This window comes from Microbacterium luticellae, from assembly GCF_050408645.1.
GTDB lineage: Bacteria > Actinomycetota > Actinomycetes > Actinomycetales > Microbacteriaceae > Microbacterium.
The window spans coordinates 133,859-159,119 of the sequence record NZ_JBNTKE010000001.1 but is presented as its reverse complement, the minus strand read 5'-3'; the positions used below and the strand labels follow the sequence as shown (position 1 = coordinate 159,119).

At 57.6% G+C, this 25,261-nt stretch carries 22 protein-coding genes, 2 tRNA genes and 1 pseudogene; 4 read left to right on the top strand and 21 right to left on the bottom strand.

Annotated features, from left to right (window positions below):
* Nucleotide 1 precedes the first annotated feature (1 nt).
* The 9 genes and pseudogenes from clpX to ACQUSW_RS00755 all read right to left on the bottom strand — a co-directional run bounded on the left by clpX (nt 2) and on the right by ACQUSW_RS00755 (nt 8,753).
* A complete protein-coding gene (clpX, locus tag ACQUSW_RS00795) occupies nt 2-1,270 on the bottom strand; it encodes an ATP-dependent Clp protease ATP-binding subunit ClpX (RefSeq protein ID WP_428930392.1) in 1,269 nt (422 codons plus the stop codon).
* 121 nt (nt 1,271-1,391) lie between these two features.
* Nucleotides 1,392-2,243, bottom strand: a complete 852-nt coding sequence (locus ACQUSW_RS00790) for an aldehyde dehydrogenase family protein (protein WP_428930391.1) — start codon at nt 2,241-2,243, stop codon at nt 1,392-1,394.
* A complete protein-coding gene (locus tag ACQUSW_RS00785) occupies nt 2,240-3,682 on the bottom strand; it encodes an aldehyde dehydrogenase family protein (RefSeq protein ID WP_428930390.1) in 1,443 nt (480 codons plus the stop codon). Before ACQUSW_RS00785 ends, ACQUSW_RS00790 begins: the two co-directional genes overlap by 4 nt.
* Nucleotides 3,683-3,700: 18 nt before the next feature.
* Nucleotides 3,701-4,684: a deoxyribose-phosphate aldolase gene (gene deoC / locus ACQUSW_RS00780; RefSeq protein ID WP_428931240.1), complete on the bottom strand. Its 984-nt coding sequence runs from the start codon at nt 4,682-4,684 to the stop codon at nt 3,701-3,703.
* Nucleotides 4,685-4,701: 17 nt separating this feature from the next.
* Nucleotides 4,702-5,646: a sugar-binding transcriptional regulator gene (locus tag ACQUSW_RS00775; protein WP_428930389.1), complete on the bottom strand. Its 945-nt coding sequence runs from the start codon at nt 5,644-5,646 to the stop codon at nt 4,702-4,704.
* Between the two features lie 173 nt (nt 5,647-5,819).
* The gene (locus ACQUSW_RS00770; RefSeq protein WP_428930388.1) at nt 5,820-6,464 is read right to left on the bottom strand and encodes an ATP-dependent Clp protease proteolytic subunit; all 645 of its coding nucleotides are present in this window, start codon (nt 6,462-6,464) and stop codon (nt 5,820-5,822) included.
* 18 nt (nt 6,465-6,482) lie between these two features.
* Nucleotides 6,483-7,082, bottom strand: a pseudogene (locus ACQUSW_RS00765) (ATP-dependent Clp protease proteolytic subunit); the annotation flags it as partial.
* 163 nt (nt 7,083-7,245) lie between these two features.
* The gene (tig, locus tag ACQUSW_RS00760) at nt 7,246-8,598 is read right to left on the bottom strand and encodes a trigger factor (protein ID WP_428930387.1); all 1,353 of its coding nucleotides are present in this window, start codon (nt 8,596-8,598) and stop codon (nt 7,246-7,248) included.
* A gap of 78 nt (nt 8,599-8,676) precedes the next feature.
* Nucleotides 8,677-8,753, bottom strand: a tRNA-Pro gene (locus ACQUSW_RS00755).
* 96 nt (nt 8,754-8,849) lie between these two features.
* Between ACQUSW_RS00755 and ACQUSW_RS00750 the strand changes: the two genes are divergently transcribed.
* The 4 genes from ACQUSW_RS00750 (at nt 8,850) to ACQUSW_RS00735 (ending at nt 11,850) form a co-directional block, all read left to right on the top strand.
* Nucleotides 8,850-8,923 (top strand) — tRNA-Gly (locus ACQUSW_RS00750).
* Between the two features lie 95 nt (nt 8,924-9,018).
* Nucleotides 9,019-10,407 carry a hypothetical protein gene (locus tag ACQUSW_RS00745; protein ID WP_428930386.1) on the top strand — a complete coding sequence of 463 codons (1,389 nt, stop codon included), beginning with the start codon at nt 9,019-9,021 and terminating at the stop codon, nt 10,405-10,407.
* Nucleotides 10,408-10,525: 118 nt separating this feature from the next.
* The gene (locus ACQUSW_RS00740; RefSeq protein WP_428930385.1) at nt 10,526-11,053 is read left to right on the top strand and encodes a hypothetical protein; all 528 of its coding nucleotides are present in this window, start codon (nt 10,526-10,528) and stop codon (nt 11,051-11,053) included.
* Entirely contained in the window at nt 11,047-11,850 is an 804-nt protein-coding gene (locus tag ACQUSW_RS00735; protein ID WP_428930384.1) for a hypothetical protein, read from the top strand. The genes ACQUSW_RS00740 and ACQUSW_RS00735 overlap by 7 nt, the downstream gene beginning before the upstream one ends.
* A 244-nt stretch (nt 11,851-12,094) precedes the next feature.
* Here ACQUSW_RS00735 and ACQUSW_RS00730 read toward each other — a convergent pair whose 3' ends face one another.
* The 12 genes from ACQUSW_RS00730 to ACQUSW_RS00675 all read right to left on the bottom strand — a co-directional run bounded on the left by ACQUSW_RS00730 (nt 12,095) and on the right by ACQUSW_RS00675 (nt 25,259).
* Nucleotides 12,095-12,451, bottom strand: a complete 357-nt coding sequence (locus tag ACQUSW_RS00730) for an RNA polymerase-binding protein RbpA (RefSeq protein ID WP_428930383.1) — start codon at nt 12,449-12,451, stop codon at nt 12,095-12,097.
* The gene (gene secG / locus ACQUSW_RS00725) at nt 12,451-12,699 is read right to left on the bottom strand and encodes a preprotein translocase subunit SecG (protein WP_428930382.1); all 249 of its coding nucleotides are present in this window, start codon (nt 12,697-12,699) and stop codon (nt 12,451-12,453) included. The genes ACQUSW_RS00730 and secG overlap by 1 nt, the downstream gene beginning before the upstream one ends.
* Before the next feature lie 74 nt (nt 12,700-12,773).
* On the bottom strand, nt 12,774-13,565 hold the full coding sequence (tpiA, locus tag ACQUSW_RS00720) for a triose-phosphate isomerase (protein WP_428930381.1): 792 nt from the start codon (nt 13,563-13,565) through the stop codon (nt 12,774-12,776).
* On the bottom strand, nt 13,556-14,770 hold the full coding sequence (locus ACQUSW_RS00715) for a phosphoglycerate kinase (protein ID WP_428930380.1): 1,215 nt from the start codon (nt 14,768-14,770) through the stop codon (nt 13,556-13,558). The genes tpiA and ACQUSW_RS00715 overlap by 10 nt, the downstream gene beginning before the upstream one ends.
* Nucleotides 14,771-14,780: 10 nt before the next feature.
* Complete coding sequence (gene gap / locus ACQUSW_RS00710) at nt 14,781-15,791, bottom strand: type I glyceraldehyde-3-phosphate dehydrogenase (protein ID WP_428930379.1); 1,011 nt, start codon at nt 15,789-15,791, stop codon at nt 14,781-14,783.
* Nucleotides 15,792-15,887: 96 nt separating this feature from the next.
* Nucleotides 15,888-16,514 (bottom strand): superoxide dismutase, encoded by a 627-nt coding sequence (locus ACQUSW_RS00705; protein ID WP_428930378.1) that lies wholly within the window; start codon nt 16,512-16,514, stop codon nt 15,888-15,890.
* 160 nt (nt 16,515-16,674) lie between these two features.
* A complete protein-coding gene (gene whiA / locus ACQUSW_RS00700) occupies nt 16,675-17,652 on the bottom strand; it encodes a DNA-binding protein WhiA (RefSeq protein WP_428930377.1) in 978 nt (325 codons plus the stop codon).
* 68 nt (nt 17,653-17,720) lie between these two features.
* Nucleotides 17,721-18,587 (bottom strand): RNase adapter RapZ, encoded by an 867-nt coding sequence (gene rapZ, locus ACQUSW_RS00695; RefSeq protein ID WP_428930376.1) that lies wholly within the window; start codon nt 18,585-18,587, stop codon nt 17,721-17,723.
* A gap of 31 nt (nt 18,588-18,618) precedes the next feature.
* Complete coding sequence (gene uvrC, locus ACQUSW_RS00690) at nt 18,619-20,490, bottom strand: excinuclease ABC subunit UvrC (protein WP_428930375.1); 1,872 nt, start codon at nt 20,488-20,490, stop codon at nt 18,619-18,621.
* The gene (gene uvrA, locus ACQUSW_RS00685) at nt 20,490-23,381 is read right to left on the bottom strand and encodes an excinuclease ABC subunit UvrA (RefSeq protein ID WP_428930374.1); all 2,892 of its coding nucleotides are present in this window, start codon (nt 23,379-23,381) and stop codon (nt 20,490-20,492) included. The genes uvrC and uvrA overlap by 1 nt, the downstream gene beginning before the upstream one ends.
* A gap of 52 nt (nt 23,382-23,433) precedes the next feature.
* Nucleotides 23,434-23,961 (bottom strand): hypothetical protein, encoded by a 528-nt coding sequence (locus tag ACQUSW_RS00680; RefSeq protein WP_428930373.1) that lies wholly within the window; start codon nt 23,959-23,961, stop codon nt 23,434-23,436.
* Entirely contained in the window at nt 23,958-25,259 is a 1,302-nt protein-coding gene (locus tag ACQUSW_RS00675) for a DUF58 domain-containing protein (protein WP_428930372.1), read from the bottom strand. The genes ACQUSW_RS00680 and ACQUSW_RS00675 overlap by 4 nt, the downstream gene beginning before the upstream one ends.
* Nucleotides 25,260-25,261: the final 2 nt, after the last annotated feature.

Below are 25,261 nucleotides of genomic sequence, written 5' to 3'. Positions count from 1 at the left end.
GCTATGCGCTCTTACGCTTGCGTGCGAGAACGACCGTGGGGGCATCGCCGTCTTCTACCGCAGCGCGGGTCACAATCACACGGCGCACATCATCAGCCGAGGGAATCTCGAACATGATGGGTCCGAGCACGTCTTCCAAAATCGCACGGAGCCCTCGCGCGCCGGTTTTGCGCTCAACCGCGAGGTCAGCAATGGCACGCAGCGCTTCTTCTTCAAACTCCAGTTCGACGCCGTCAAGTTCAAACATGCGCTGATACTGCTTCACGAGTGCATTACGCGGCTCGGTCAAGATTTCCATGAGTGCCTCCTGGTCCAGCGGCGACACGGTAGCGATGACCGGGAGACGACCAATGAACTCGGGAATCAACCCAAACTTGTGCAGATCTTCGGGTAGTACCTCAGCGAACAGGTCGAGATCGCGTGACTTGTCATGCAGCGGTGCACCAAAGCCGATGCCAAACTTGCCGACGCGGGAGGAGACAATCTCTTCAAGCCCAGCGAAAGCACCGGCCACGATGAAAAGCACGTTCGTGGTGTCGATCTGTAAGAAGTCTTGATGCGGATGCTTGCGTCCGCCCTGTGGCGGGACTGAAGCGACAGTACCTTCCAAAATCTTCAGAAGAGCCTGCTGCACGCCCTCGCCCGACACATCACGCGTGATCGAAGGGTTCTCTGCTTTACGGGCAATCTTGTCGATTTCGTCGATATAAATAATGCCGGTTTCTGCACGCTTGACATCGTTGTCGGCCGCCTGAATGAGCTTGAGCAAAATATTCTCAACGTCTTCACCCACATAGCCGGCCTCGGTGAGCGCTGTCGCATCGGCAACCGCAAAGGGTACATTCAGACGCTTCGCGAGCGTCTGCGCAAGATAAGTTTTACCGCAACCTGTCGGGCCAATCAGTAAAATATTGCTCTTGGCAATCTCGACATCTTCTGCCTTTTGTTCCGCTGGCTGCAGCGTGCTGTGTGCCCGCACACGCTTGTAATGGTTATAGACGGCCACAGCAAGCGCACGTTTAGCCGGATCTTGTCCGACAACATACTCCTCGAGAAACGCAAAAATCTCGCGAGGTTTGGGCAAATCAAACTCGGCAACTTCGGCATCCGGAGACTCTGCCATACGTTCGGCGATGATCTCGTTGCACAGTTCTACGCACTCGTCGCAGATATACACGCCCGGTCCCGCAATGAGCTGCTGCACCTGCTTCTGGCTCTTTCCGCAGAACGAGCACTTAAACAGGTCGGCGCTTTCGCCTATACGGGCCATGCGCGTCCTCCTTCGAGACCAAACCGGTTGCTTCGAGCCTAATCGCAACCACACCCACGCGGTGGCATTGCGCGCCGTTCTGTGTCAAACGGCGCGCAATATCAGCATCCGGATGCCGTTGTTACACCATGCTCTTAGGGTGCCACACGGTCTTGATCTCGGTGAATGCTGCGATCCTCTGCGGTGACGGCGTGGCTTCACCGGGCTCCACCACCCGTTTGAGCGTCTGAGCTGCCCGCACCTGGAGATCAACCCAGTCAATGTCACCGGCACCCGTGAGGTCTACAGCGTTGACATCAGCATGGTCGGCTAACCATGGCCCCAGCTCTGCAGGCGAACCCGTGAGCACATTGACGACACCGCCGGGCACATCACTGGTTGCCAGTACCTCGGCAAGGCTAATCGCAGAGAGTGGATGTTTTTCACTGGCCACGACTACGACCGTGTTTCCAGCCACAAGAGCTGGCGCAACAACCGACACCAGGCCGAGCAACGCAGTATCTTGCGGCGCGATCGTTGCGACGACCCCGCTCGGCTCCGGCGCTGAAATATTAAAGTATGCGCCAGCGACCGGGTTCAAGTTACCGGCCACCTGAGCATATTTGTCGCACCATCCCGCGTACCACACCCAGAGGTCGATCGCGTCGTCGACCTGCTGGCCGGCGGCTGCTGCGCTGAGCCCCTGCTGCGCCACGATCTCGTCGACGAACTGTGCCCGTCGCCCCTCAAGAATCTCGGCGACCCGGTACAGCACCTGACCACGGTTATATGCCGTCGCGCCCGCCCACGCCGACTGCGCAGAACGTGCGGCCTTCACAGCGTCACGGGCATCTTTGCGGGATGCCCGTGCTGCGTTCGCCAAAAAGGCGCCCTTCGCAGACCGAATCTCATATGTGCGACCCGACTCACTGCGCGGAAAAGCCCCGCCAATAGCAAGCTTGTAGGTCTTAGGAACCGTCAATCGTGCACTCATGCCCCTGCTCCTTTCAGGTATGCAGCCAAACCGTGGCGGCCACCTTCACGGCCATATCCCGACTCCTTGTAGCCGCCGAACGGGCTCGCTGGGTCGAAGCGGTTGAATGTATTAGCCCACACAACTCCGGCCCGCAAACGGTCGGCGACGGCCAAAATACGAGAACCCTTATCGCTCCAAATACCGGCCGAGAGGCCGTAGGGGGTGTTGTTCGCTTTTGCGATTGCCTCTGCAGGGGTGCGGAATGTCAGAACCGACAGCACCGGGCCAAAAACTTCTTCGCGGGCGATACGGTGCGAAGCCTCGACTCCGGTAAACACGGTGGGTGCAAACCAGAAACCCTTGTCGGGAATGGCGCACTCTGCTGTCCAGCGCTCGGCACCTTCTGCCTCACCAATGTCGCTGAGCTCACGAATACGGGCCAACTGCGCTGACGAGTTAATGGCGCCGATGTCGGTGTTCTTGTCGAGCGGATCGCCCAGACGCAGCGTTGAGAGCCGCTGCTTCAGGCGGTCAATGACCTCGTCGTGAATCGATTCCTGCACAAGCAGTCGGCTACCGGCGCAGCAGACATGCCCCTGGTTAAAGAAAATACCGTTCACAATGCCCTCGACCGCCTGGTCAATCGGGGCATCATCAAACACAATGTTCGCGGCCTTACCGCCCAGTTCAAGAGTGAGCGACTTACCCGTACCAGCCACGGTACGAGCAATTTCACGACCCACAGCTGTCGATCCGGTAAACGCCACTTTATTGACATCCGGATGCCGCACCAGTGCCTGCCCCGTTGCACCGGCGCCGGTCACGATATTGACGACACCGGGCGGAAGATCAGCCTGCTGCACAATCTCGGCAAACAGGAGGGCCGTCAACGGGGTGGTTTCAGCGGGCTTCAGTACCACCGTATTTCCAGCGGCTAACGCTGGGGCAATCTTCCATGCCAGCATGAGCAACGGAAAGTTCCACGGAATAATCTGACCGGCAACACCGAGAGCCTTCGGATTTGCGCCCAGACCGGCATAGTCGAGCTTGTCGGCCCAGCCGCCGTAATAGAAGAACCAGGCTGCGACGAGAGGCACATCAACATCACGGCTCTCTTTAATGGGTTTACCGTTGTCCCAGCTCTCGGCAACCGCTAGTTCACGCGCGCGCTCTTGCACGAGGCGAGCAATGCGAAAAAGATACTTGCCACGGTCACGGCCACTCATTCGTGACCACACTTTGTCGTGGGCACGGCGCGCCGCAGCCACCGCACGGTCAACATCTTCTTCGGTTGCCGCAGCAATCTCGGCAATCGGTGACTCATCGGCCGGCGAGATCGTCGTAAACGGATCTCCCGAACCATCCACGAACTCTCCATCAATAAAGAGCCCGTAATGTTCCTTCAGTGAAACTACGCTGCGCGATTCTGGCGCAGGAGCATAATCGAGAAAACTCATCGTCGTTAAGACCTTCCCTTAGTCCAGCGTCACGTAATCGGGGCCCGAATATGCGCCCGTCGTCAATTTTTGGCGCTGCAACAAAACATCGTTCAGCAGACTTGACGCGCCGAATCGGAACAGGTGCGGCTGCAACCATTCCTCACCCACCGTTTCCGCGACGGTCACGAGGTATTTGACGGCGTCTTTCGATGTGCGAATACCACCGGCAGGTTTAACGCCAATGCGCTCGCCGGTCAAGCGATACCAGTCACGCACCACTTCGAGCATAAGTAGCGTGACCGGCAGTGTGGCTGCGGGCTGCACTTTGCCGGTTGACGTCTTAATAAAGTCTCCCCCGGCAAGAATTGCTAACCACGAGGCACGCTTAATGTTGTCGTATGTTGTCAGCTCGCCGGTTTCTAAGATCACCTTGAGTGAAGCGTAAGAGCCATCTGTACGCGCACAAGCTTGTTTCACGTGCGCGATCTGCTCAAAAACTGTGGCGTAGTCGCCGGCCAAGAACGCTCCGCGATCAATAACCATGTCGATTTCGTCGGCGCCGGCAGCGACTGCCTCCGCCGTGTCGGCGAGTTTAATCTGCATCGATGCACGTCCGCTTGGAAAAGCTGTCGCCACCGCCGCCACCGAAATACCGCCATCATCGGGGTCACCATGGCGCTCCCCCAGTGCCTCGATGGCCGCGGCGACCATATCGCCATACACGCACACAGCTGCCACCGCCGGACACGAAGGGTCGGAGGCATCCGGATGCTGCGCCTTAGCCACCAACGAACGCACCTTGCCCGGTGTGTCGGCGCCCTCGAGCGTTGTCAGGTCAATCAGTTCGATGATGCGGTCAAGCGCCCACGCCTTCGACGTTGTTTTAATCGAACGCGTGCCGAGTGCCGCGGCACGCTGCTCCAGCCCCACGGCGTCAACGCCCGGCAATCCGTGCAAAAAGCGTCGCAGCGTGGCGTTATCGGGCACGCCCCCTAAAACATCCGTCGCGCTACGACGGATAAGTTCTTGCGTCTGTGTCACTGCTCCTCCAACAGGGCTCGGGCCGTCGCCTCATCGGTCACGATGACGCTGCACAGGCCACTTCGAACAACGGTACGCGCGAGGTCGTGCTTGCTCTCCCCCGCGCAGACAAAGATTGCTGTCGACGCGTCTTTTAGCTGGCTCAGAGACATACCAACGGTTCTCGCGTCGAGCGAGGGATCAACGATGTTGCCCTCCGCATCGATATATCGGCCAAGAACATCGCCGACGGCTCCGCGTTCACGCAGCACCGTAATGTCTGCGGTCGACAAGTAGCCCTGGGCGACATGCGCCGATGTTTCGTCGCACACACCGGCGGTAAAAAGAAAAGCGTCGGCGGCGGCGGCCTGGCCAATAACCGAAGCGACCGTGCGGTCACTCACAATGGCGCGCGCGGTGGCCTCGTGTTCGAGGATTGCCGGGCTGGGGAGCAAAACCACTTCTCCTGCGGCGCGATCCGCCATCGTCGCCGCTACGTGCGCCGCACCACCGGGCTGGCCGTTAACACTGACCCCGCCGTTCATCTGCACCACCGTGGTACCGCGCGACCAACCGTATGGCAAATGATCGGCAACGGCGGTCAACGTGCGGCCCCAACTGACAGCCAGAGTGCGAGGCACCGGCCGAAACGACCGCAGATAGTCGGCGGCCGCTTGGGCAACCCGGTCAAGGATTTTTGGAGCTTCGCCCTCTGCGGCATCCGGCACTACAATGGCTTCTTTCAATACCGGATGCTGCTGAGCCAGGCTGTGCTCGAGGGCGAGCCGGCGCGCACTCGGGTGTGCAATCTCAATGCGAACAATGCCTTCATCGCGGGCGCGAGTGAGCAGACGACCAACTTTCCAACGAGAAATGTTGAGAAGTGCCCCAATTTCATGATGCGTACGGCCAACGTCGTAATACAGTTCAGCCACGCGCACCATCATCAGCTCTTCGTCCACGGCACCTCCCTCAGTACTGAGAATAAGGGTAGTTACGCATTCGCGCGCTGATATGCGCATAAGTGCAGACTTCTTTGCTGCGCTGCACACTTGATGAGGGTGATCCTTGCCGCCTCATGCACAAAGCCCCGAGGCATAAGCTCTCGGGGCTCCGTACTGCTTTAACGCAACAACTAGTTCGTGCGCTTGCGAGTAGTCAAAACCTGGTCGACCAGACCGTAGTCTTTTGCTTCGGCAGCCGACAAGATTTTGTCGCGATCGATGTCTTGGTGCACCTGCTCGGCGGAACGATCCGTGTGGTGCGCCAGCGTGTCTTCCAGCCAGGTGCGCATCCGCAGAATCTCTGCCGCCTGAATCTCGATGTCGGAGGCCTGGCCGTGCCCCGCCTCACCCATCGCGGGCTGGTGAATGAGCACGCGCGCGTTCGGCAAAGCCAAACGCTTACCGGGCGTGCCCGCCGCGAGCAGTACGGCAGCAGCCGAAGCCGCCTGCCCCAACACCACCGTCTGAATCTGTGGTGCCACATACTGCATTGTGTCGTAAATCGCGGTCATGGCCGTAAACGAGCCACCGGGCGAGTTGATATACATCGTGATGTCGCGCTCGGCGTCTTGGCTTTCCAGCACAAGAAGCTGCGCCATCACGTCGTCAGCCGAGGCATCATCAACCTGAACGCCCAAGAAGATCACACGGTCTTCAAACAGCTTGTTGTACGGGTCTTGACGTTTGAAGCCGTAGGCGGTGCGCTCCTCAAACTGAGGAAGAATATAGCGGCTTGACGGAAGGTTACCGGCAGCGCGGAATGTGGGTGTATACATAGGTTTCTCTCCCCTGCCTTACTTCGCCGATGTTCCGCCGCCACCGTGAACGTCACTAGCGTGTTCACGAATGTGGTCAACAAAACCGTATTCCAACGCCTCATCGGCAGTAAACCAGCGGTCACGGTCACCATCGGCGTTAATCTGCTCGACGGTCTTACCGGTCTGCGATGCCGTGATCTCGGCCAGACGACGCTTCATCGACAGAATCAGTTGGGCCTGCGTCTGAATGTCGCTCGCTGTTCCCCCAAAGCCACCGTGCGGCTGGTGCAGCAGCACGCGCGCATTCGGAGTGATGTAGCGCTTACCCTTCGTGCCGCTAGTCAAGAGCAACTGCCCCATCGATGCAGCCATACCAATGCCCACGGTCACGATGTCGTTGGGCACAAACTGCATGGTGTCGTAGATAGCCATGCCGGCTGTAATCGATCCACCCGGTGAGTTGATGTAGAGGTAAATGTCTTTTTCGGCATCTTCTGCTGCGAGAAGGAGAATCTTGGCGCAAATCTCGTTTGCGTTCTCATCACGCACCTCAGAGCCCAACCAAATAATTCGATCTTTAAGTAGCTTGTCGAAGACGCTGGTCGCCATCAGAGGTTCAGCCATGTCAGCTCCTGTTTCCGTGTTTCGGTGATTCGAATCTACCGGCGCTGCAGAGCCTGTTCTGCCGTGTTCGCCGTCGGCATAGCTGGTGTGCGCAGCGCCGATCGCATCACATCGTTATATAACAAGGGAGGGCGAATGCCGCAGCATCCGCCCTCCCTGAAAAAGTGCACAAAAATTATTTTGCGGTTTCGGTGTCTTCCGCAGCTTCGGGTGCCTCGTCGGATTCTTCGGCCTCTTCTTCGACGTCGTCGATGTCACCGATGAATTCCGTAAGATCAACAGCATTTCCTGCTGTGTCCACCACAGAAACCTTGCTGAGAGCAATAGCGAGGGCCTTGTTTCGGGCAACTTCGCCGACCAGTGCAGGAAGCTGGTTGGCCGACTGAATTGCCTCAACGAACTCTTGCGGTGCCATGCCGTACTGCGCAGCCGACTGCACAAGGTACTGCGTGAGCTCTTCTTGCGAGACTTTAACGTCGGCCTGCTCCGCCAGTGTGTCAAGCAGAACCTGCGTACGGAACTGACGTTCGCTTGCTTCTTTAACCTCGGCGCGGTGCTCATCGTCTTCCAGACGGTTCTCTGACTCAAGGTGATTGTGCACCTCGTCTTCGATGAGCTGCTCCGGTACCGGAATCTCGATCTGCTCGAGAAGCGTCTCGATGAACTTGTCGCGCGCAGCATTGCCCTGCGCGAAGACACCCTGCTGTGCAACCCGCTCATTCAGGCTCTCGCGCAGCTCGGCCAGCGTATCAAACTCACTTGCCATCTGGGCAAAGTCGTCGTCAGCTTCTGGAAGCTCACGCTCTTTCACTGCCTTTACGACGACAGAGACCTCAGCCTCTTTACCGGCGTGATCGCCGCCCACGAGCGTGGAGTTGAAAGTGGTTTCTTCATCGGCGGTCAAAGAGTCGATGGCCTCGTCGATGCCCTCGAGCAGTTCGCCGGAACCTACCTCGTACGAAACCCCCTCGGCGCGGTCAATCTCTGCTCCGTCGATGGTGGCCACAAGGTCGAGCTCAACGAAGTCGCCCTTAGCAGCCGGACGGTCAACCGGAACCAGGGTGCCGAAGCGCGCACGAAGGCGGTCAAGCTCTTCATCCACAGATGCCTCATCGGCCTCTACTGCGTCGACTGTGAGCGTTACGTCTTCGAGTGCAGGGAGTTCGATGTCGGGGCGAACGTCAACCTCAACCTCGACCAGCAGGTTGCCGGAGAAGTCTTTGTCGCTGGGCCATTCCACAACATCGGCCGAAGGGCGACCAACAATACGCAGGTTGTGTTCGGCCGCGGCCTCACGGAAGAAGCGATCAAGCCCTTCGTTGACAGCGTGCTCAATGACGGCGCCGCGGCCAATACGCTGATCGATGATCGGCGCAGGAACCTTACCCTTCCGGAAGCCGGGAATCTGAACATCTTGAGCAATGTGCTCATACGCGTGTTCGATGCTGGGCTTGAGATCTTCGGGGGTGACCGTGATCGTCAGCTTTGCCCGCGTGGGGTTCAGCTTCTCGACGGTGCTGTTCGCCATTCTGGTCTGTCTCCTTGGTCTGAACCGCCATCACATAGCGGCTTCGAGTCTGTAAGTCTGGAGTCTGCGGGGGCCTAATGGTCGGGGCGACAGGATTTGAACCTGCGACCTCCCGCTCCCAAAGCGGGCGCTCTACCAAGCTGAGCTACGCCCCGATCGCTCCACGCTAAAGCGGAACGGCCTCCATGAGTCTAACGGACAGCGGGAGTGAAAATGTCCGCTATGATCAATAAGGTCGTTTGACACCCCTCGGGGGCGTAGCTCAATGGTAGAGCCCCAGTCTTCCAAACTGGTGGTGCGGGTTCGATTCCCGTCGCCCCCTCCATCTGAGGCTCCCGTTGCGATTCGGGAGATTGTTTACTTTTAGCATCCGGAACCACGGTCATCACTTTCCGGAATAACCGTGAGAGCATGGTCACCATGTCGCATCCTGACAGGCTTTCCGCCGCTTCTACCGCCCCGCAAGACGGTAATGTCGCGGCTCCTCCGGTCGGCGATCACTCGTTTGCCACTCATCTGAGCGGCCACAGTACGCACGGTGCCGCAGGTTCTCACTCCCTGCACCTCATGGGTCACACCGACGCCTATAGCCAGCACTCTCCTGGAGCCGCGCAACAGCAGAATCCACCCGCCCCTGTTTCAGGTCATTTCACCGACCCGGGCGTGTCGCCGCTACCAGCACGCAAAAATCGTAAAAAAATCTGGCTGCTGTGCGGTGTCATTATTGTCGCCGCCGGCGTTACGGTAGGCGGTTTTACCCTCGCAACCGTGTCGGCCCAGAACGACTATGCCGAAGCGCACGCTCAGTTCGGCAAGCAAACCAAGACCACCCAATCGGCCTGGCGCGAACTCGCGCGAGATCGTGCAACCGCAGAAGAGTACCTTGAGCGAGCTGCCGAACTCGGCACCATCGGCCTTGCGCAATTGCGCGACGACGATGCTTTCGATCAGTTTGATTCTGACGTCGCGGCACTTCAGGCATCGTTCGATGAGACGTCCGACCTGACTGAGACGCGTAAACGTGCGCCACAAACAAGTCCGGGCTGGCTGTGGGAATACAGAGAAGCAACGGGCGAGCTCGAATCGTCAATCACATCGCTGAAATCAGCGGTGAGCACGTATGAGACCTATAGTTTAGCGATCCATGAACAGACTTCGGCGCTCGACGAAAGCGGTATCGACGTGCAGACTCAGGCACACGCGGCCATACCCGCTATCGAAAAGGCCATTGTTGACGCACGCATCGATGATTTTGTGGCCATGCGCCAGGCACTCGATAACGCCTCTTTTGCACTCGACGAGTTTACCGATGACTCTGTTGCTGCTGTGCTGAAACTCGACACCGCCACAGCTGCGTTTATTGCGTCAGAAAAAGCAGAGGATGCAGAGAAGCAAGGTCCACTCTACGAGACCAAATTGCAGGTGGAAGCCTACGCCCGCTCTCTCGCCCCCGATGTCCGGATTGAATTTGACTGGGCCCGTATTGTCAACAATTTCGGTGACAACGGTTCGGCCGGAGGCACCGCCACATGGCAATCGGCATACGGCGGTTACTCCCTCATCTCTCTGTCGAACTCGGTCGCCGAATACTGGCCGGAAGAACGCATGAAAGCGCTGGTCGCCCACGAAGTTGGGCATGCGATTGCTTCACTGTGCTACGACCAGTTCGATTGGGAGTCTCGTGAAGAAAACGAAGCCTGGGCGACAGCGTGGGCGATGAGTTGGGGCTTCAATGCCGATGATTCCGGAGCCTGGCTCTACGGTGTGCCATCGAAAGACCTGCAGCAGAAGGCAAAAACGTGTCGCTAGTCGCATAACCACGCAACGACGCTAGTACCGGATGCTTCGATAGGCCCGCGCACTCAACCCCAACCGTGCTGTGGATAACCTGCACACCGAACTCGTCGCAGTAGCTACAGTCATCGACGTGACAGTACTCCCCCGACTCGCCGCCACTCTCACCACACTCACACTCTCTTTACTGTTCGCAGGCTGCACCACCGCACCCGAACCGACACCCACCCCCACACCCGAACCAACCTTCACCGAAGAAGAAGCATTCGCCCTCGCCGAAGAAACATTTCGAGCTTTTCATCGCGAACAACAAAAGATCAACTTCCGTGACCCCAAGCAGTTTGAACGACTACGGCCGTTCACAACTCACACGCGTTTTTTAGCGGAGAAGAAGTCACTGACGAACGCATTCGCTCGTGGAGAAACTTTGGTCGGAACACCAGAAATAGTTTGGTTCAGGCTCCACGAGATGATCTCTTCGACCGAGCTCACAGCACGTGTGTGTGAAGACATCACAGACGTCGATGTCATTGACGAGGCCGGTAACTCTATCGTGACCGCTGAAAGGCCAGATCTTTTTGCTAGTTACTTGACTTTTACCTACGAGAACAACGCATTTAAGATCTCGGATTCCAGAGCAGTGAAGGACCCCGAATGTTAGATCAACTTGCACTTTTACTCGGCCTGATAGCACTCGATCCTTTTGAAGCCACCTGCGAAGTTGGCGGACGGTATGCGGGTTCGTGTCCGTGGGCAGATATTAACGATGACGGGAGCGTCGATGTCGGCGACGACATCACCTGGCCCGGCGACCCCGGCACCCCACCCAGCCCCGACTCGCCCGGTGACAACCACCACGACAACGACAACAGCGACGACGGCGACGGCACCCTCAAAGACTGCCTCGACAAATACAACGACTCCCGCTTCTGCTTCACACCCCAACCACCAACTGAACCCGGCGAACCAGCAACACCCACGATCACCATCACTGACCTCGCCACTTTCCTCCCCACACCAGCACCCCTCACCGCAGAACCCGACAACATCGGCATCACCGGAAAACACACCAACCTCTACACCACAACCACCACCCACACCGCCCACGGCACCCTGTTTGACCACCCCATCACCGTCCGCTTTACGCCCATCGAACACCACTTCGACTACGGCGATACCACCACTCTCACCACCACGAACGCCGGCAGCAGCTGGACCAGCCTCAACCTACCTACCTTTGCCCCCACTCCCACCAGCCATATCTTCACTGCCCGCGGTACCTACACCGCCACCCACACCCCGACCTACACCGCCGAACTCAACCTCGGCAATGGCTGGTACACCATCCCCGGCACTCTCACCGGCCCCACCAGCCAACAAACCATCATCATCTACACCACCAGCACCACGCTCGTCACCGGCCCCTGCACCACCAAACCCACAGCCCCCGGATGCTAAACAGCACACCGAGCACAGCATCCCTCGCGCACAGTCGACAAAACAAAGGAAGCCGACTGCGTTCCACTCACGCTCGAGGAGCGGCGTTATGGAAAGCGCACGAAACCGTTTCCGATGACTCTGGTGCGGGGGCAATAACCGCTGGCTAGTAATCAACGAAGTATTAGCCAGCCCGCGCGAAAACATCCGAACAACAAAAGAGGTAGGTGTCGAAACACCTACCTCTTTGAGAAAACTTACACGGCTATGCCTGACCTCGCCGCTCACGCAGCTGAGTCAGCGCATCATCAAGAAGCTGCTCGGCCTCTTCATCCGTACGGCGCTCTTTCACATAGGCGAGATGAGTCTTGTACGGCTCTGCCTTGGCTTCGGCAGGAGGGTTATCTTTATCGCGTCCGGCAGGCAAACCGCTCTGCGGGTGATCAATAATGTCAGGAATGTCATCATCAGAAAGCCCCGCAGCGAAATACCGCACTGCACGGTTGCCCAATGCATCCCAGTACTCGACGGCAACACGATCCGTGTGATAGCCGTGGTCTTGTTCACCCATGGGGCCAGAACCCACGCGGGTGCCGCGAATAGCGCTTCCACCCACTGACATCACATCACCTCAAACTTTGTCACCAAGCCAAGCGCAACGATAGCTAAGAACCACACCAGCGCCAGCGCAATTGTAAAACGGTTGAGGTTCCGTTCCGCATACCCTGAAGAGCCTGCAGACGAAGTCATCCCCCCACCAAACATGTCGGAAAGACCCCCACCTCGACCCTTATGGAGAAGGATCAAGAGGCAGAGCAGAACACTGGTGATGCCGAGGATAACCTGCAGCACGAACTCGAGAATTTGCACGAGAATTGGCCTTTCGATCGGGCCGGGCGGCCCGTGTAACGCTCCAGTATAAACGCGGATGGACGACGGCGCCGTCAAACCCCCACGTGCTTCTGGAAACGGATGATAGAAGCAAACTCGTCAACGACAAGGCTCGCTCCCCCAACCAGAGCACCGTCTACGTCGGGTTCACGCATAAAACCAGCAATATTTGCTGCCTTAACACTGCCACCGTAAAGAATACGAGTACGAGCAGCAGCGTCGTCGTTGAGAGCTGAGGCAAGAACACCGCGCAGTACTGCACACACGTCTTGCGCCTGCTGCGGAGTCGCGGCTTGACCGGACCCGATCGCCCACACGGGTTCGTAAGCGACCACGATGTCGGCAGAAGCAGAAACTCCTGCAAGAGCACCTTTGAGTTGTTCAGCAGGAACAGCGCTAGCGCCAAAACGCTCAAGGTCGTCAGCAGTTTCGCCCACACAAATCACGGGAGTAAGCCCGTGCTTCAACGCAGCCTTGACCTTCGCGTTAACAATCTCATCCGTCTCAGAGTGATATTCCCGGCGCTCCGAGTGCCCAATAATGACGTACCGCGCGTCAAGCTGAGAAAGGAACGATCCCGAGATCTCTCCTGTATACGCCCCTGAATCGTGAGCAGACACATCTTGCGCGCCCAGGGCGAAAGGAATCTTGTCAGCATCAATCAAAGTTTGCACGCTACGCAGATCAGTAAACGGAGGGAAGACCGCAACCTCTACGGAGTCGTCTTCATGCTTCGCTTCTTTCAGCGTCCAATGCAGCTTCTGCACAAATGCGACCGCCTGCAAATGGTCAAGATTCATCTTCCAGTTACCCGCGATTAGCGGGGTGCGTGTGTTTACGCCCATCCGAGTACCTCCAGCCCGGGAAGCTTCTTCCCCTCAAGGAATTCGAGGCTGGCGCCTCCACCAGTAGAAATGTGTCCGAATTGATCATCAGAGAAACCAAGTTGACGGACAGCGGCCGCCGAATCGCCACCGCCGACTACTCCGAGCCCGGAAACAGACGTCAGAGCTTCAGCAACAGCCTTTGTGCCGGCAGCAAACGACGGGAATTCAAAAACTCCCATCGGGCCGTTCCAGAACACGGTTGACGACTCGGCGATCAGCCGCGCGAATCTGGCTGCCGTGTCGGGGCCAATGTCAAGACCCAACCCTGCCGAACCAAAAGAGCTGGATTCGATGGCGTCAGCGGCAACAACCTCATGGGCGGCATCCGGAGAGAAAGAATCAGCGACCACGACATCAGTGGGCAGAACTAACTCGACGCCGCGCTTTTCGGCCTCTGCCATATAGCCACGAACAGTATCAAGCTGATCTTTCTCTAACAGGCTTGCGGCAACACTGTGCCCCTGCGCGGCAAGAAAAGTAAAGAGCATTCCGCCGCCAACCAAAATCCGGTCGACGCGAGGAAGCAGGTGAGAAATAACACCCAGTTTGTCGCTCACCTTCGAACCGCCCAACACCACGGTGTACGGGCGCTGTGGGTTTTCGGTGAGCTGATCAAGAACACGCAGTTCGGTCTCAATCAACTGACCAGCAGCTGACGGCACCAACTGTGCAAGCTCATAGACGCTGGCCTGCTTGCGGTGGACAACACCGAAGCCGTCTGAAACCAAAGCATCACCAAGAGCAGCAAGCTGCTCGGCGAAGCCCCTGCGCACCGCAGAATCTTTCGATGTCTCGCCCGCATTAAACCGCAGGTTCTCGACCACGACCACGCCGCCGTTTTCAACAGCAGCGACCGCGTCGTGGGCAGACTCTCCTACCGTGTCGCGTGCAAAAGTCACCGGAGCGCCGAGCAACTCCGCGAGACGCTGAGCGACCGGCGCCAGGCTGTACTGCGTGTCATTGGCGTCAGCCGGCCTACCTAAATGCGAACACACGACCACCCGAGCGCCCTGATTGATGAGGGCATTCAGGGTGGGCAGTGATGCACGTACGCGGCCATCATCCGTGATCACGCCATCGCGAAGCGGAACGTTGAGATCACAGCGGACAATGACTCGTTTTCCTTCGAGGGAACCGAGAGATTCTAAGGTGCGCAGGGTCATATCGTCGTAATTAGAGGCGCTCTGCCACGTACTCGGTCAGGTCGACCAAACGGTTGGAGTAGCCCCACTCGTTGTCGTACCAGCTCGACACCTTCACCAGGTTGCCGCTGACGTTGGTCAGCTCAGCGTCAAAGATCGACGAGTGCGGGTTGAGCTGAATGTCAGAAGAGACAATCGGATCTTCGTTGTACTGCAGGATACCGCTCAGACGGCCTTCAGCGGCCGCTTCACGGTATGCAGCGTTGATCTCTTCTACCGTCAGGTCGTCACGGCCCGACACCAGAGTGAGGTCAACGATCGAACCAGTAGGAACAGGAACTCGGTAGGAAGAACCGCTGAGCTTACCGTTCAACTCAGGGAGAACGAGACCAATCGCCTTCGCTGCACCCGTCGAAGCAGGAACAATGTTGACAGCCGCGGCACGAGCACGACGCAGATCGCTGTGCGGACCATCTTGCAGGTTCTGGTCTGCGGTGTACGCGTGCGCAGTCATCATAAAACCACGCTCGATACCGAAGCGGTCGTTAAAGACCTTAGCCAGCGGTGCAAGACAGTTCGTCGTGCACGAAGCGTTAGAAATAATGTTGTGGTTCGCAGGGTCGTACAGATCTTCGTTCACGCCGACGACGAATGTGCCATCTTCACCGCTCGCGGGTGCCGAAATAATAACCTTCTTCGCACCGCCAGCCAGGTGCTTACCGGCGTCAGCCGCCTTGGTGAAACGACCCGTCGACTCAATGACGATGTCGACACCAAGGTCGCCCCATGGCAGAGCAGCAGGATCGCGCTCTTCAAACACACGAATGCTTTTACCACCGACGGTGATGACATCACCCTCGTGTGAAACCTCGTGACCAAGCGGGCCACCAACTGAGTCGTACTTAAGTAGATGCGCAAGCGCCTTATTGTCGGTGAGGTCGTTTACCGCAACAATCTCGATGTCTGCGTTCTGTGCGAGCGCTGCACGAAGGTAGTTGCGTCCGATACGGCCGAAGCCGTTAATGCCGATCTTGACAGCCAAGAGATATCTCCTGAGGGTGATGTGCGCGAATGCGCGTTTCAAGGGGGATGGAACATCGGCGTCCCGACGGGCTATCCGTCGGGACGCCCGTTCTAGTTACGACAGTACCAGGAGTCCCTTGGTCTGCTCGCGAGCAGCATCGAAACGCGCGGCAACATTCTGCCAGTTCGCGATATTCCACGCTGCCTTAATGTAGTCGGCCTTGACGTTGAGATAGTCAAGATAGAAGGCGTGCTCCCACATGTCGAGCTGGAACAGTGGAACAGTGCCCTGTGCTGTGTTGGAGTGCTGATCAAACAGCTGCTGAATGATCAGACGCGCACCAATTGGATCCCAGCTCAGCACTGCCCAGCCAGAACCCTGAATGCCCGCAGCGGCGGCAGCAAAGTGGGCCTGGAATTTATCAAATGAACCAAAGAACTCGTCGATAGCAGCACGCAGCTCGCCCTCAGGTTCTCCGCCGCCCTCGGGTGAAAGGTTGGTCCAGAAGATGGAGTGGTTAACGTGGCCACCAAGGTTAAAAGCCAGATCCTTTTCTAGCTTGTTGACATTGGCAAGGTTGCCACTGTCGCGGGCTTCAGCCAACTGATCCAGAGCGGTGTTCGCCCCGGTCACGTAGGCCTGATGGTGCTTAGAGTGATGCAACTCCATAATCTTTGCGCTGATGTGCGGTTCGAGCGCCGCGTAGTCGTAGGGAAGCTCGGGGAGCGTATACGTCGCCATGTCGATTTCATCCAATCCGCGCCGCGCTCGCGGCGCTTGCCGGTGCTTCACGGCATTCGTTGTGACCGTAAAGCGGACACCTCTATCCTAGTGATCCGGTACCGGATCAGAGCCAAAAGTCGCGTATTGCCTGTGGCAAGTTTTTTAGTGCCGTGGTAAATCAGTCGTCGAGACCCGCGGGAACTGCCGACTCTGTTCCCGGTATTCCTTCGTGCGCGGCACGCTTGTCAGCCATCGCGAGCAGTCGACGGATGCGACCTGCCACGGCGTCTTTGGTCAGCGGCGGGTCAGCATGATGCCCCAGTTCATCCAGGCTTGCTTCACGATGTGCCAGACGAAGTTCACCCGCTGCACGCAGATGGTCAGGCACGTCGTCGCCAAGAATTTCAAGCGCACGGTTCACCCGGGCACAGGCGGCAACGGCTGCCTGCGCCGAACGACGCAGGTTTGCGTCGTCGAAGTTCACTAGTCGGTTCACACCGGCGCGGACTTCACGCCGCTGTCGCATTTCTTCCCAGGCGACTGCGGTACGACCGGCACCGATAATGGTCAGCAGCTGTCGGATCGCTTCCGCGTCGCGTACGACAACGCGCGGCATTCCTCGCACTTCGCGTGCTTTTGCTGTGACGCCCAGTCGGTGTGCCGCACCCACCAGCGCCATGGCCGACTCGGATGACGGGCACACAACTTCAACCATGGCCGAACGACCTGGTTCATTCAGTGTTCCCGCGGCAAGAAAAGCACCCCGCCACAAGCCAGCCAGTTCTTCTTGCGATCCTGTTGTCACGCGGTTGGGTAGGCCCCGTACGGGTCTGCGTCGCTGGTCGAGAAGACCAATCTGCCGGGCCAAGGTCTCGCCGGCGCCGATGACACGTACGGCGTAACGAGCAGCGTCATGTCCGGATGCTCCCTGTATTTGAGCAATTTCAGGACGCACACCGAAGAGTTCAGCCAGGTCACGTGCAACCCTGCGTGCCAATACTTCGGCGTCGACTTCGGCTTCCACGGCAATACGGCCAGCAATGGAGTGAAGCCCACCGGCAAACCGGAGCACAGCGGTCACCTCCGCTACCCGCACCGTTGGTGGTGCATTCCGGATGTTGACCAGCTCAGCCTTGACATCGGTGGTTAGTGCCACGAATCTCCCTCACGCTCACGCGCCGACAGCAGGCGCGAAGGAATAGCCTACTCGTGATGTCCGAGACTTTACTCCCGACCGAGGTCTCGGTGCCGGATGCTGATGGCAACTCCAGGAACGTCTGCTAGGCGCCGCGCCAGTTCTTCGACCATAGCAACTGAGCGGTGCTTACCTCCGGTGCAGCCGATAGCGATGGTTGAGTGACTCTTATTTTCTCGCTGATAGCCAGCAAAAACGGGCTGCAGAGCCTTCACATAGTTGTCAAGAAATTCTTGAGAGCCTTCGCGGGTAAGCACGTAGTCACGGACCTGTTCATCTTGGCCGTTAAAACTTCGCAGTTCATCGATCCAAAACGGATTCGGCAAAAATCGCATATCGGCAACGAGGTCGGCGTCTGTGGGCGCCCCATATTTAAAACCAAAACTGAGGAGCGTCAACCTGTGTCGCGCGTCATCGTCGTCAGCAAACATGGCCGACACCTTGTTCGCCAACTGATGAATGTTGAAGTCCGAAGTGTCAATAAAAAGGTCGGATGCCTCACGAATGGGCGCAACTCGGTGGCGTTCTGCGCGGATTCCATCCAGGAGCGTGCCGTCTCCCTGTAACGGGTGGGGGCGTCGTACAGCTTCGTACCGCCGCACGAGTACGTCATCGGCGGCATCGAGAAACAGAACCTTCATTGAACCGTGGCCCCGCAGCGCGCGAGCAACCTCAGGAAAATCGTCAAACAAATTACGCCCACGAACGTCGACGACGACGGCAACCTTGGGAAGAGCATCACCTCCGAGATTCGCCAGTTCCAGCATGGGGCGAAGGATTTGCGGCGGCAGGTTGTCGACGACGTACCAGCCGAGATCTTCTAGCGCATTCGCGACCGTTGATCGCCCGGCACCCGACATACCTGTGACGATAAGAAATTCGCCGTGACCACTCAATGATCCTCCCCCGGGTTTGTGTATCTCCAGCCTATCGAGATGAAAGGTGGTCGTGGATGGTCGAAGCCAGTGCTTCACCTATTCCAGAGACTTCGCCTATCTCGTCCGAGGTGGCTGCACGCAGCGCCGTTACTGAGCCGAAGTGGCGCAGGAGCGCTCGAATTCTTGCCGGTCCCAGGCCTGGGATCTCTGATAAAACTGTCGAGATATCTCTTTTTCTTCGCTTTTTCTGATGGGTCAGTGCAAACCGATGCGCTTCATCCCTCAACCGTTGAACGAGGTAAAGGGCTTCGCTTGTCCGAGGTAATATCACCGGGAATTCGTCATCTGGTAACCAAATTTCTTCCAGTCTTTTTGCGATTCCGCACAGTGCAATGCCGGATGCTCCGCTTTCCTGCAGTGCCCGCGCTGCAGCCTGAACTTGCGGGCGCCCACCGTCAACAATCAGCAGTTGTGGCGGGTAGGCAAAGCGTCGTTTTGTGTCGCTCGACGCAGTCGCTTCAGAGTCATCGACGGGATCGCTGAGGTGCGCGAGTCGGCGAGACAGCATTTGGTACATCGAATCGGTGTCGTCTGTTGTTGTGGTGATTCCAAACGATCGGTACTGGTCTTTGCGCGGCAAGCCGTCTTCAAACACAACCATCGAACCCACTACGTTGGTCCCGCCCAGGTGCGATACGTCGTAGCATTCAATGCGCAGCGGCGCCTGGCTCATACCCAGTGCCTCCTGCAAGTCGGTCAGTGCTTGGGTGCGTGCAGTGTAGTCGCTGCTGCGCCGTGTTTTGTGGCGCAGCAGTGCCTGTTGTGCGTTGAGCGTTGCCGTGCGCATAAGGTCGGCACGTTGGCCTCGGCGCGCCACAGCAATCTCGACTCGCCGACCGCGTCTTTCACGTAACCATTCTTGAAATTCCTCGACGCCGTCGGGCAATGTTGGCACGAGTATGCGCCGGGGAATGTCGCTATCTGTCGCATCACCATACGTGCGCTGCAGCACCTGCTCGACGAGGTCTGCACTCGAGATGTCGAGTTCTTTTTCGATCGTGGTGGCACGCACTGCTCGCACCCGACCTCCTCGAATAGCGAAGTGCTGAACGGCTGCTGCGAGCTCATCTTCAGCAATTCCGAAGAGGTCTGCGTCTTCATCGTGCGGGAGCACGAGAGCGCTACGGCCGAGCACGGCCTCGAGTGATGCGCGCTGATCACGCAAACGCGCGGCGGTCTCAAAATCAAGTGCGGCGGAGGCTTCCTGCATCCGGTGTGTGAGTTCTTTGGTGAACCGTTCATCAGCGCCCTCCATGAAGGCGATGTAATCGTCAACGATTTTTCGGTGCTCTTCGACAGACACCTTCATAGAACATGGTCCACCGCATTTTCCGATCTGACCGGGAAAACACGGGCGGCCCGATTGCATGGCGCGTTTATAACTGGCGTCGCTGCACGTGCGTATAGGAAACGCACGAATCATCAGGTCGATCGTGTCGTGCACCGCCCATACTTTCGGGTAAGGCCCAAAATATCGGGCTCCACGAATTTTTCTATTACGGGTCACGAGCACGCGCGGGGCTTCATCGGCGAGGGTGATTGCCATAAATGGATACGACTTATCGTCTCGGTAGCGAACGTTAAATGGTGGATCAAACTCTTTGATCCACATATATTCCAGCTGTAACGCGTCAACATCGGTGTTGACAACCGTCCACTCTACGGAGCTCGCGGTAGTGACCATGCGACGAGTTCGTTCATGCAGCGTATGCAACGGTGCGAAATAGTTCGCTAAGCGCTGCCGAAGATTCTTCGCTTTTCCAACGTAAAGTACGCGGCGTTCGGCGTCTCGAAACCGGTAAACACCGGGATTCGTCGGAATTTCTCCCTTTCGTGGACGATATGGCAACTCTGTAGTCATTACCCGGCTTGACGTTCTTCTCGAGCTGCTATTTCGAATACCTCCGACAAGAACCTTCCGGTGTGACTGTCCGCGTATTCCGCAATCTGTTCCGGCGTACCTGTTGCCAGAACGGTGCCGCCACCCGATCCTCCTTCAGGTCCAAGGTCGATAACCCAGTCGGCGGACTTAATGACATCGAGGTTGTGCTCGATCACAATCACGGTGTTTCCCTTGTCGACAAGCCCACCCAAAACCTCGAGAAGTTTGTGGACGTCATCAAAATGGAGTCCGGTCGTCGGTTCATCGAGCACATAAATGGTACGACCGTTGCTTCTCCTTTGTAACTCTGTCGCCAGTTTGACACGCTGCGCTTCACCGCCCGACAGTGTGGTCGCCGACTGACCCAGGCGCACATAGCCCAGACCGACATCGACAAGGGTCTGCAGGTATCGGTGAATCGCCTGGATAGGCGCAAAGAACTCTGCTGCTTCTTCTATGGGCATAGCAAGAACTTCCGCAATATTTTTGCCCTTGTATTGCACTGTCAGAGTGTCGCGGTTATAACGTTGTCCCTGGCATACCTCGCAGTCGACATAAACGTCGGGCAAAAAGTTCATCTCGATCTTTATCGTGCCGTCACCCGAGCATGCCTCGCAGCGACCCCCTTTAACGTTGAAACTAAAGCGCCCGGGCCGGTAGCCACGAACCTTTGCTTCGGGAGTCTCGGAAAAAAGAGTACGGATACGATCAAAAACGCCCGTGTATGTTGCCGGATTCGACCGAGGCGTACGCCCAATAGGTGCCTGATCAACATGCACAACTTTGTCGAGGTCGTCGAGCCCCGTCACTCGTGTGTGCTTTCCCGGTACCGTACGAGCCCCATTGAGCTTGCCTGCGAGTACCTGGTACAGAATGTCGTTAACGAGCGATGACTTTCCCGAACCACTCACCCCCGTGACAGCGGTCAGTACGCCCAGCGGAAATTCTGCAGTAACGTCACGAAGATTATTTTCTCGGGCTCCGACAACCCGAATTACTCTTTTCGGATCAATAGGGCGACGACGCCCCGGCACAACGATCTCGCGTCGACCGGCTAAGTAGTCGGCTGTGATAGACGCCGTATCAGCGAGGAGCTCCGCATAGGGCCCCGAATGCACGACTTCGCCACCGCCGACGCCCGCTCCCGGTCCGATGTCAACAATCCAATCGGCCGCCTGAATCGTCTCTTCATCATGCTCGACCACGATGAGCGTGTTTCCTAGATCACGCAGGGTCTGCAAGGTATCGATAAGTCTGCGATTATCTCGCTGATGAAGCCCGATTGACGGCTCGTCGAGCACATAGAGAACACCGGTGAGACCTGAACCAATCTGCGTGGCTAGCCGGATTCGTTGCGCTTCCCCTCCTGATAGTGATCCCGCAGCTCGTCCTAAATTGAGGTACGACAAGCCCACCTGAACGAGAAAATCGAGCCGAACGCGAATCTCTCGCAGCACCTGCGCCGCGATCTTTGCTTCTCGCGTAGTGAGAGTCAACGTCTGCATGAAATCCTGCGCATCGGCAAGACTCAAGTTCGCAACATCGGCGATTGAGTGTCCCTGCACCAGCACCGCGAGGACTTCTGGTTTCAGCCGCGCACCCTGGCAGGTAACGCACGGAACTTCACGAAGGTATTCTCCCCAGCGCGCACGCTGATTGTCGCTCTCTGCTTGCAGGTATTGCCGCTCAATATAGGGAACAACGCCCTCAAAACCCGATGTGTACCGCATTTCACGGCCGTAACGGTTCTTCCATTTCACGGAAACCTTGTAGTTGTTGCCATGCAGCACTGCCTCTTGCACCTCGCGGGCGAGCTGGTTCCACGGTGTGTCAAGAGAGAAATCAAGATCACGAGCAAGACCCTCTAAAAGCCGCTCATAATATTGGAACAAACCCTTACCCTGCGTGGTCCAGGGAATAATGACGCCCTCGCTGATTGATAACTCTTCGTCGCCCAGCATAAGTTCGCTGTCGACCGACATCCGAGTTCCCAAACCCGAGCAAGTGGGGCAGGCCCCAAATGGTGCGTTAAACGAAAACGTGCGTGGCTCAATTTCTGTCAGAGCAATTGCGTGTCCGTTCGGGCACGCAAGTTTCTCTGAGAAAGACTGCCAGGCTGAGTCTCCTTCTTCATCGACAAAATTGATGTCGACTACCCCATCAGCGAGCCCTAGCGCTGTCTCGACTGAGTCGGTGACCCGCCCCAAAATGTCGGGCGACGCCACCAGCCTGTCAATCACAACCGCAATGTCGTGCTTATAGCTCTTCTTGAGCGCGGGAGGTTCGGCCAACTGAATAAGTTCGCCATCGACGATGGCACGCGCATAGCCTTTCGCCGCGAGCTCTCGAAACAGATCGACGAACTCTCCCTTTTTCTGCGATACAACAGGTGCCACGATCTGATAGCGGGTGCGCTCTGGAAGCGCCATCAGTTGATCGGCGATTTGTTGCACTGTTTGCCGCTGAATCGGCTCGGCACAAACCGGGCAATGCGGAACACCGATGCGTGCCCACAGCAAGCGCATGTAGTCGTAGATCTCGGTAATCGTGCCGACCGTCGACCGCGGGTTTCGGTTGGTTGACTTCTGATCGATCGATACGGCCGGGCTCAGACCCTCAATAAAATCAACATCAGGGCGATCGACCTGACCAAGAAACTGACGCGCATAGGCGCTCAGCGACTCGACGTATCTCCTCTGCCCCTCAGCAAAGATCGTGTCAAAGGCCAGACTTGATTTTCCAGAACCCGACAGCCCCGTAAAAACAACGAGCGAGTCTCGAGGAATCTCGAGATCGACGTTCTTGAGATTGTGCACGCGGGCACCACGAACACTGAGACGACCGGCTTGGGATACGGGAACAATAGGCACGCCCCAATTCTAGAAGCCTCCTCTGACATTGGGGCTGCGAGCCGGATGCTTCTCAGCCAGCGCTCTGTTTCACCATACGGGTGAGCACAACAGCCAACGCAATAGCCGCTGCTGCACCAACCGGTGCCAGCCACCACCAGCCGGGGCCCGTAACCCATGGCAACGAAAAAACGCCAAGAGAAAGCGCCTGTGCCACAAGTTGAACGCCAATAAATCTTCGCAGTGTTGCGCGAAATATTTGCCACTGCACGCGTGAGAAGACGGGAATAACACTGATTACTGACGCCACGATATGCATGGCGTGAACGATCACGAGAGCGATCGCGGTGGTTGCGGCATCCGCTGGTTGCGCAAGAACAGCAATAACAACCGCGACAATCGGGGCCCAGCAGAGCAGCGTTTGAGGAAGAATCACGCCAACGACAACCGCTATCAGTGCTGTCGTTCGCAGTACGGGAAACATGGGGATGATAAGAACCGCTACAAACGTGAGAGCGACAGCCACGATCCTGAGAATCACGGCCGGTAACGCCGCAGAAACAACGACTCGGCGGGTCCACCGCGGCGTGCGCTGCGTCATCGTTGCTCCCTTCGCGAACGTGTGACTTCGCGCATCCGCCACAGAAACTCTTCGCTGTCGCAGCGCACAACATCAATTCCGGTGTAGGCGAGATCCTGCAGTATCTCGGTGCGCTCGGCCTGAACAATACGCAGCGCGATCTGTTGCTGTGGGCTCAGCCGAGTCTCATCCAACACCGGCAGAGTGTCCATGGCAATCACGCGGTGGCCTGCTGCGCGCCAACGCTGCGACAGCGCTGCAGCTGCGCCGTCGAAAAATGTTGACAGTACAAAAATTGTGGCTCGTGGTGCCACCGGCGGTGTTCGCCGATACATTGCTGTCTGCGTGCTGACCGACATCCCCGCGATGGCGGCGATCACGCGCGCTTGGTGTCGCAGACCGGAACCCTCACGAACACTCACTCCCCCCGGCTCCAGGGCATGCACAGCAACGCGGTCGCCCTGTCCAACAACAGATTCCGCTAAAAAGCGAGCCGTTTGACGGGCAAGGTCGAGCGAAGTCACACCGCTGCGCTCTGTATCCGCTGTGCCCCATGTAGTAACAACTGCACCCAGGTCTTCGGCCGTGTCGACAACAATAACCACCGATGCGTCGCTGAGTGTATCTGTGCGTCGAACAAAGAGGTCGTCGGCGCGGCGCGCAAGCCGCGCTGTGGCGCGCCAGTCAATCCTGCGTAGCTCATCACCGGGCGCAAAGGGATGAATATCACGAAACAGTCCGCCGTCACCTGCCCGCGCTCCGCGGTGGTTTCCATGCAGACCGGTGAGACGTGCGCCGACGGGCACCGTATCGATGACGGTGGAAGGCGGGGCCGCATTCCACACCAGTTCCACGGGCGGTAACACCGCGCTCGCCGCTGCCCCATCGCTGTCGATGAGCCGCGCCTGAACTTTCATCGCTTGTAGCGGGCCAGAGTGAATCAGGCGCAGGAGTCCACGCACACGCGGCGACTCTTTTTCCGAACCCCACACGGCATCCACAAGAGCTGTCCTCCGACCGGCCTCATCGATACTCAGTTGCACCCATTGCGAAGTAGTCGCAACATGCACACGAGAAACAAGGACTGTTTCCGATTCAGGGGACGTGTGAATCGTCGTTTCTACCTGCTCGTCACGGCGAAACCGACTCGATGCAGCTACCGCCCACAGCGCGCTCGGAATACCCAGCACAATTGCGTCAGGACGCGAAAATAGCAGCCCCAGCACTGTCATGGCCACAACAGTGACGACCGCAACCATCCAGGCCACTGACGGACGAAAATGCGCTGTAGCCGTAGCGCTGACGCTTCGGATAGCCACCG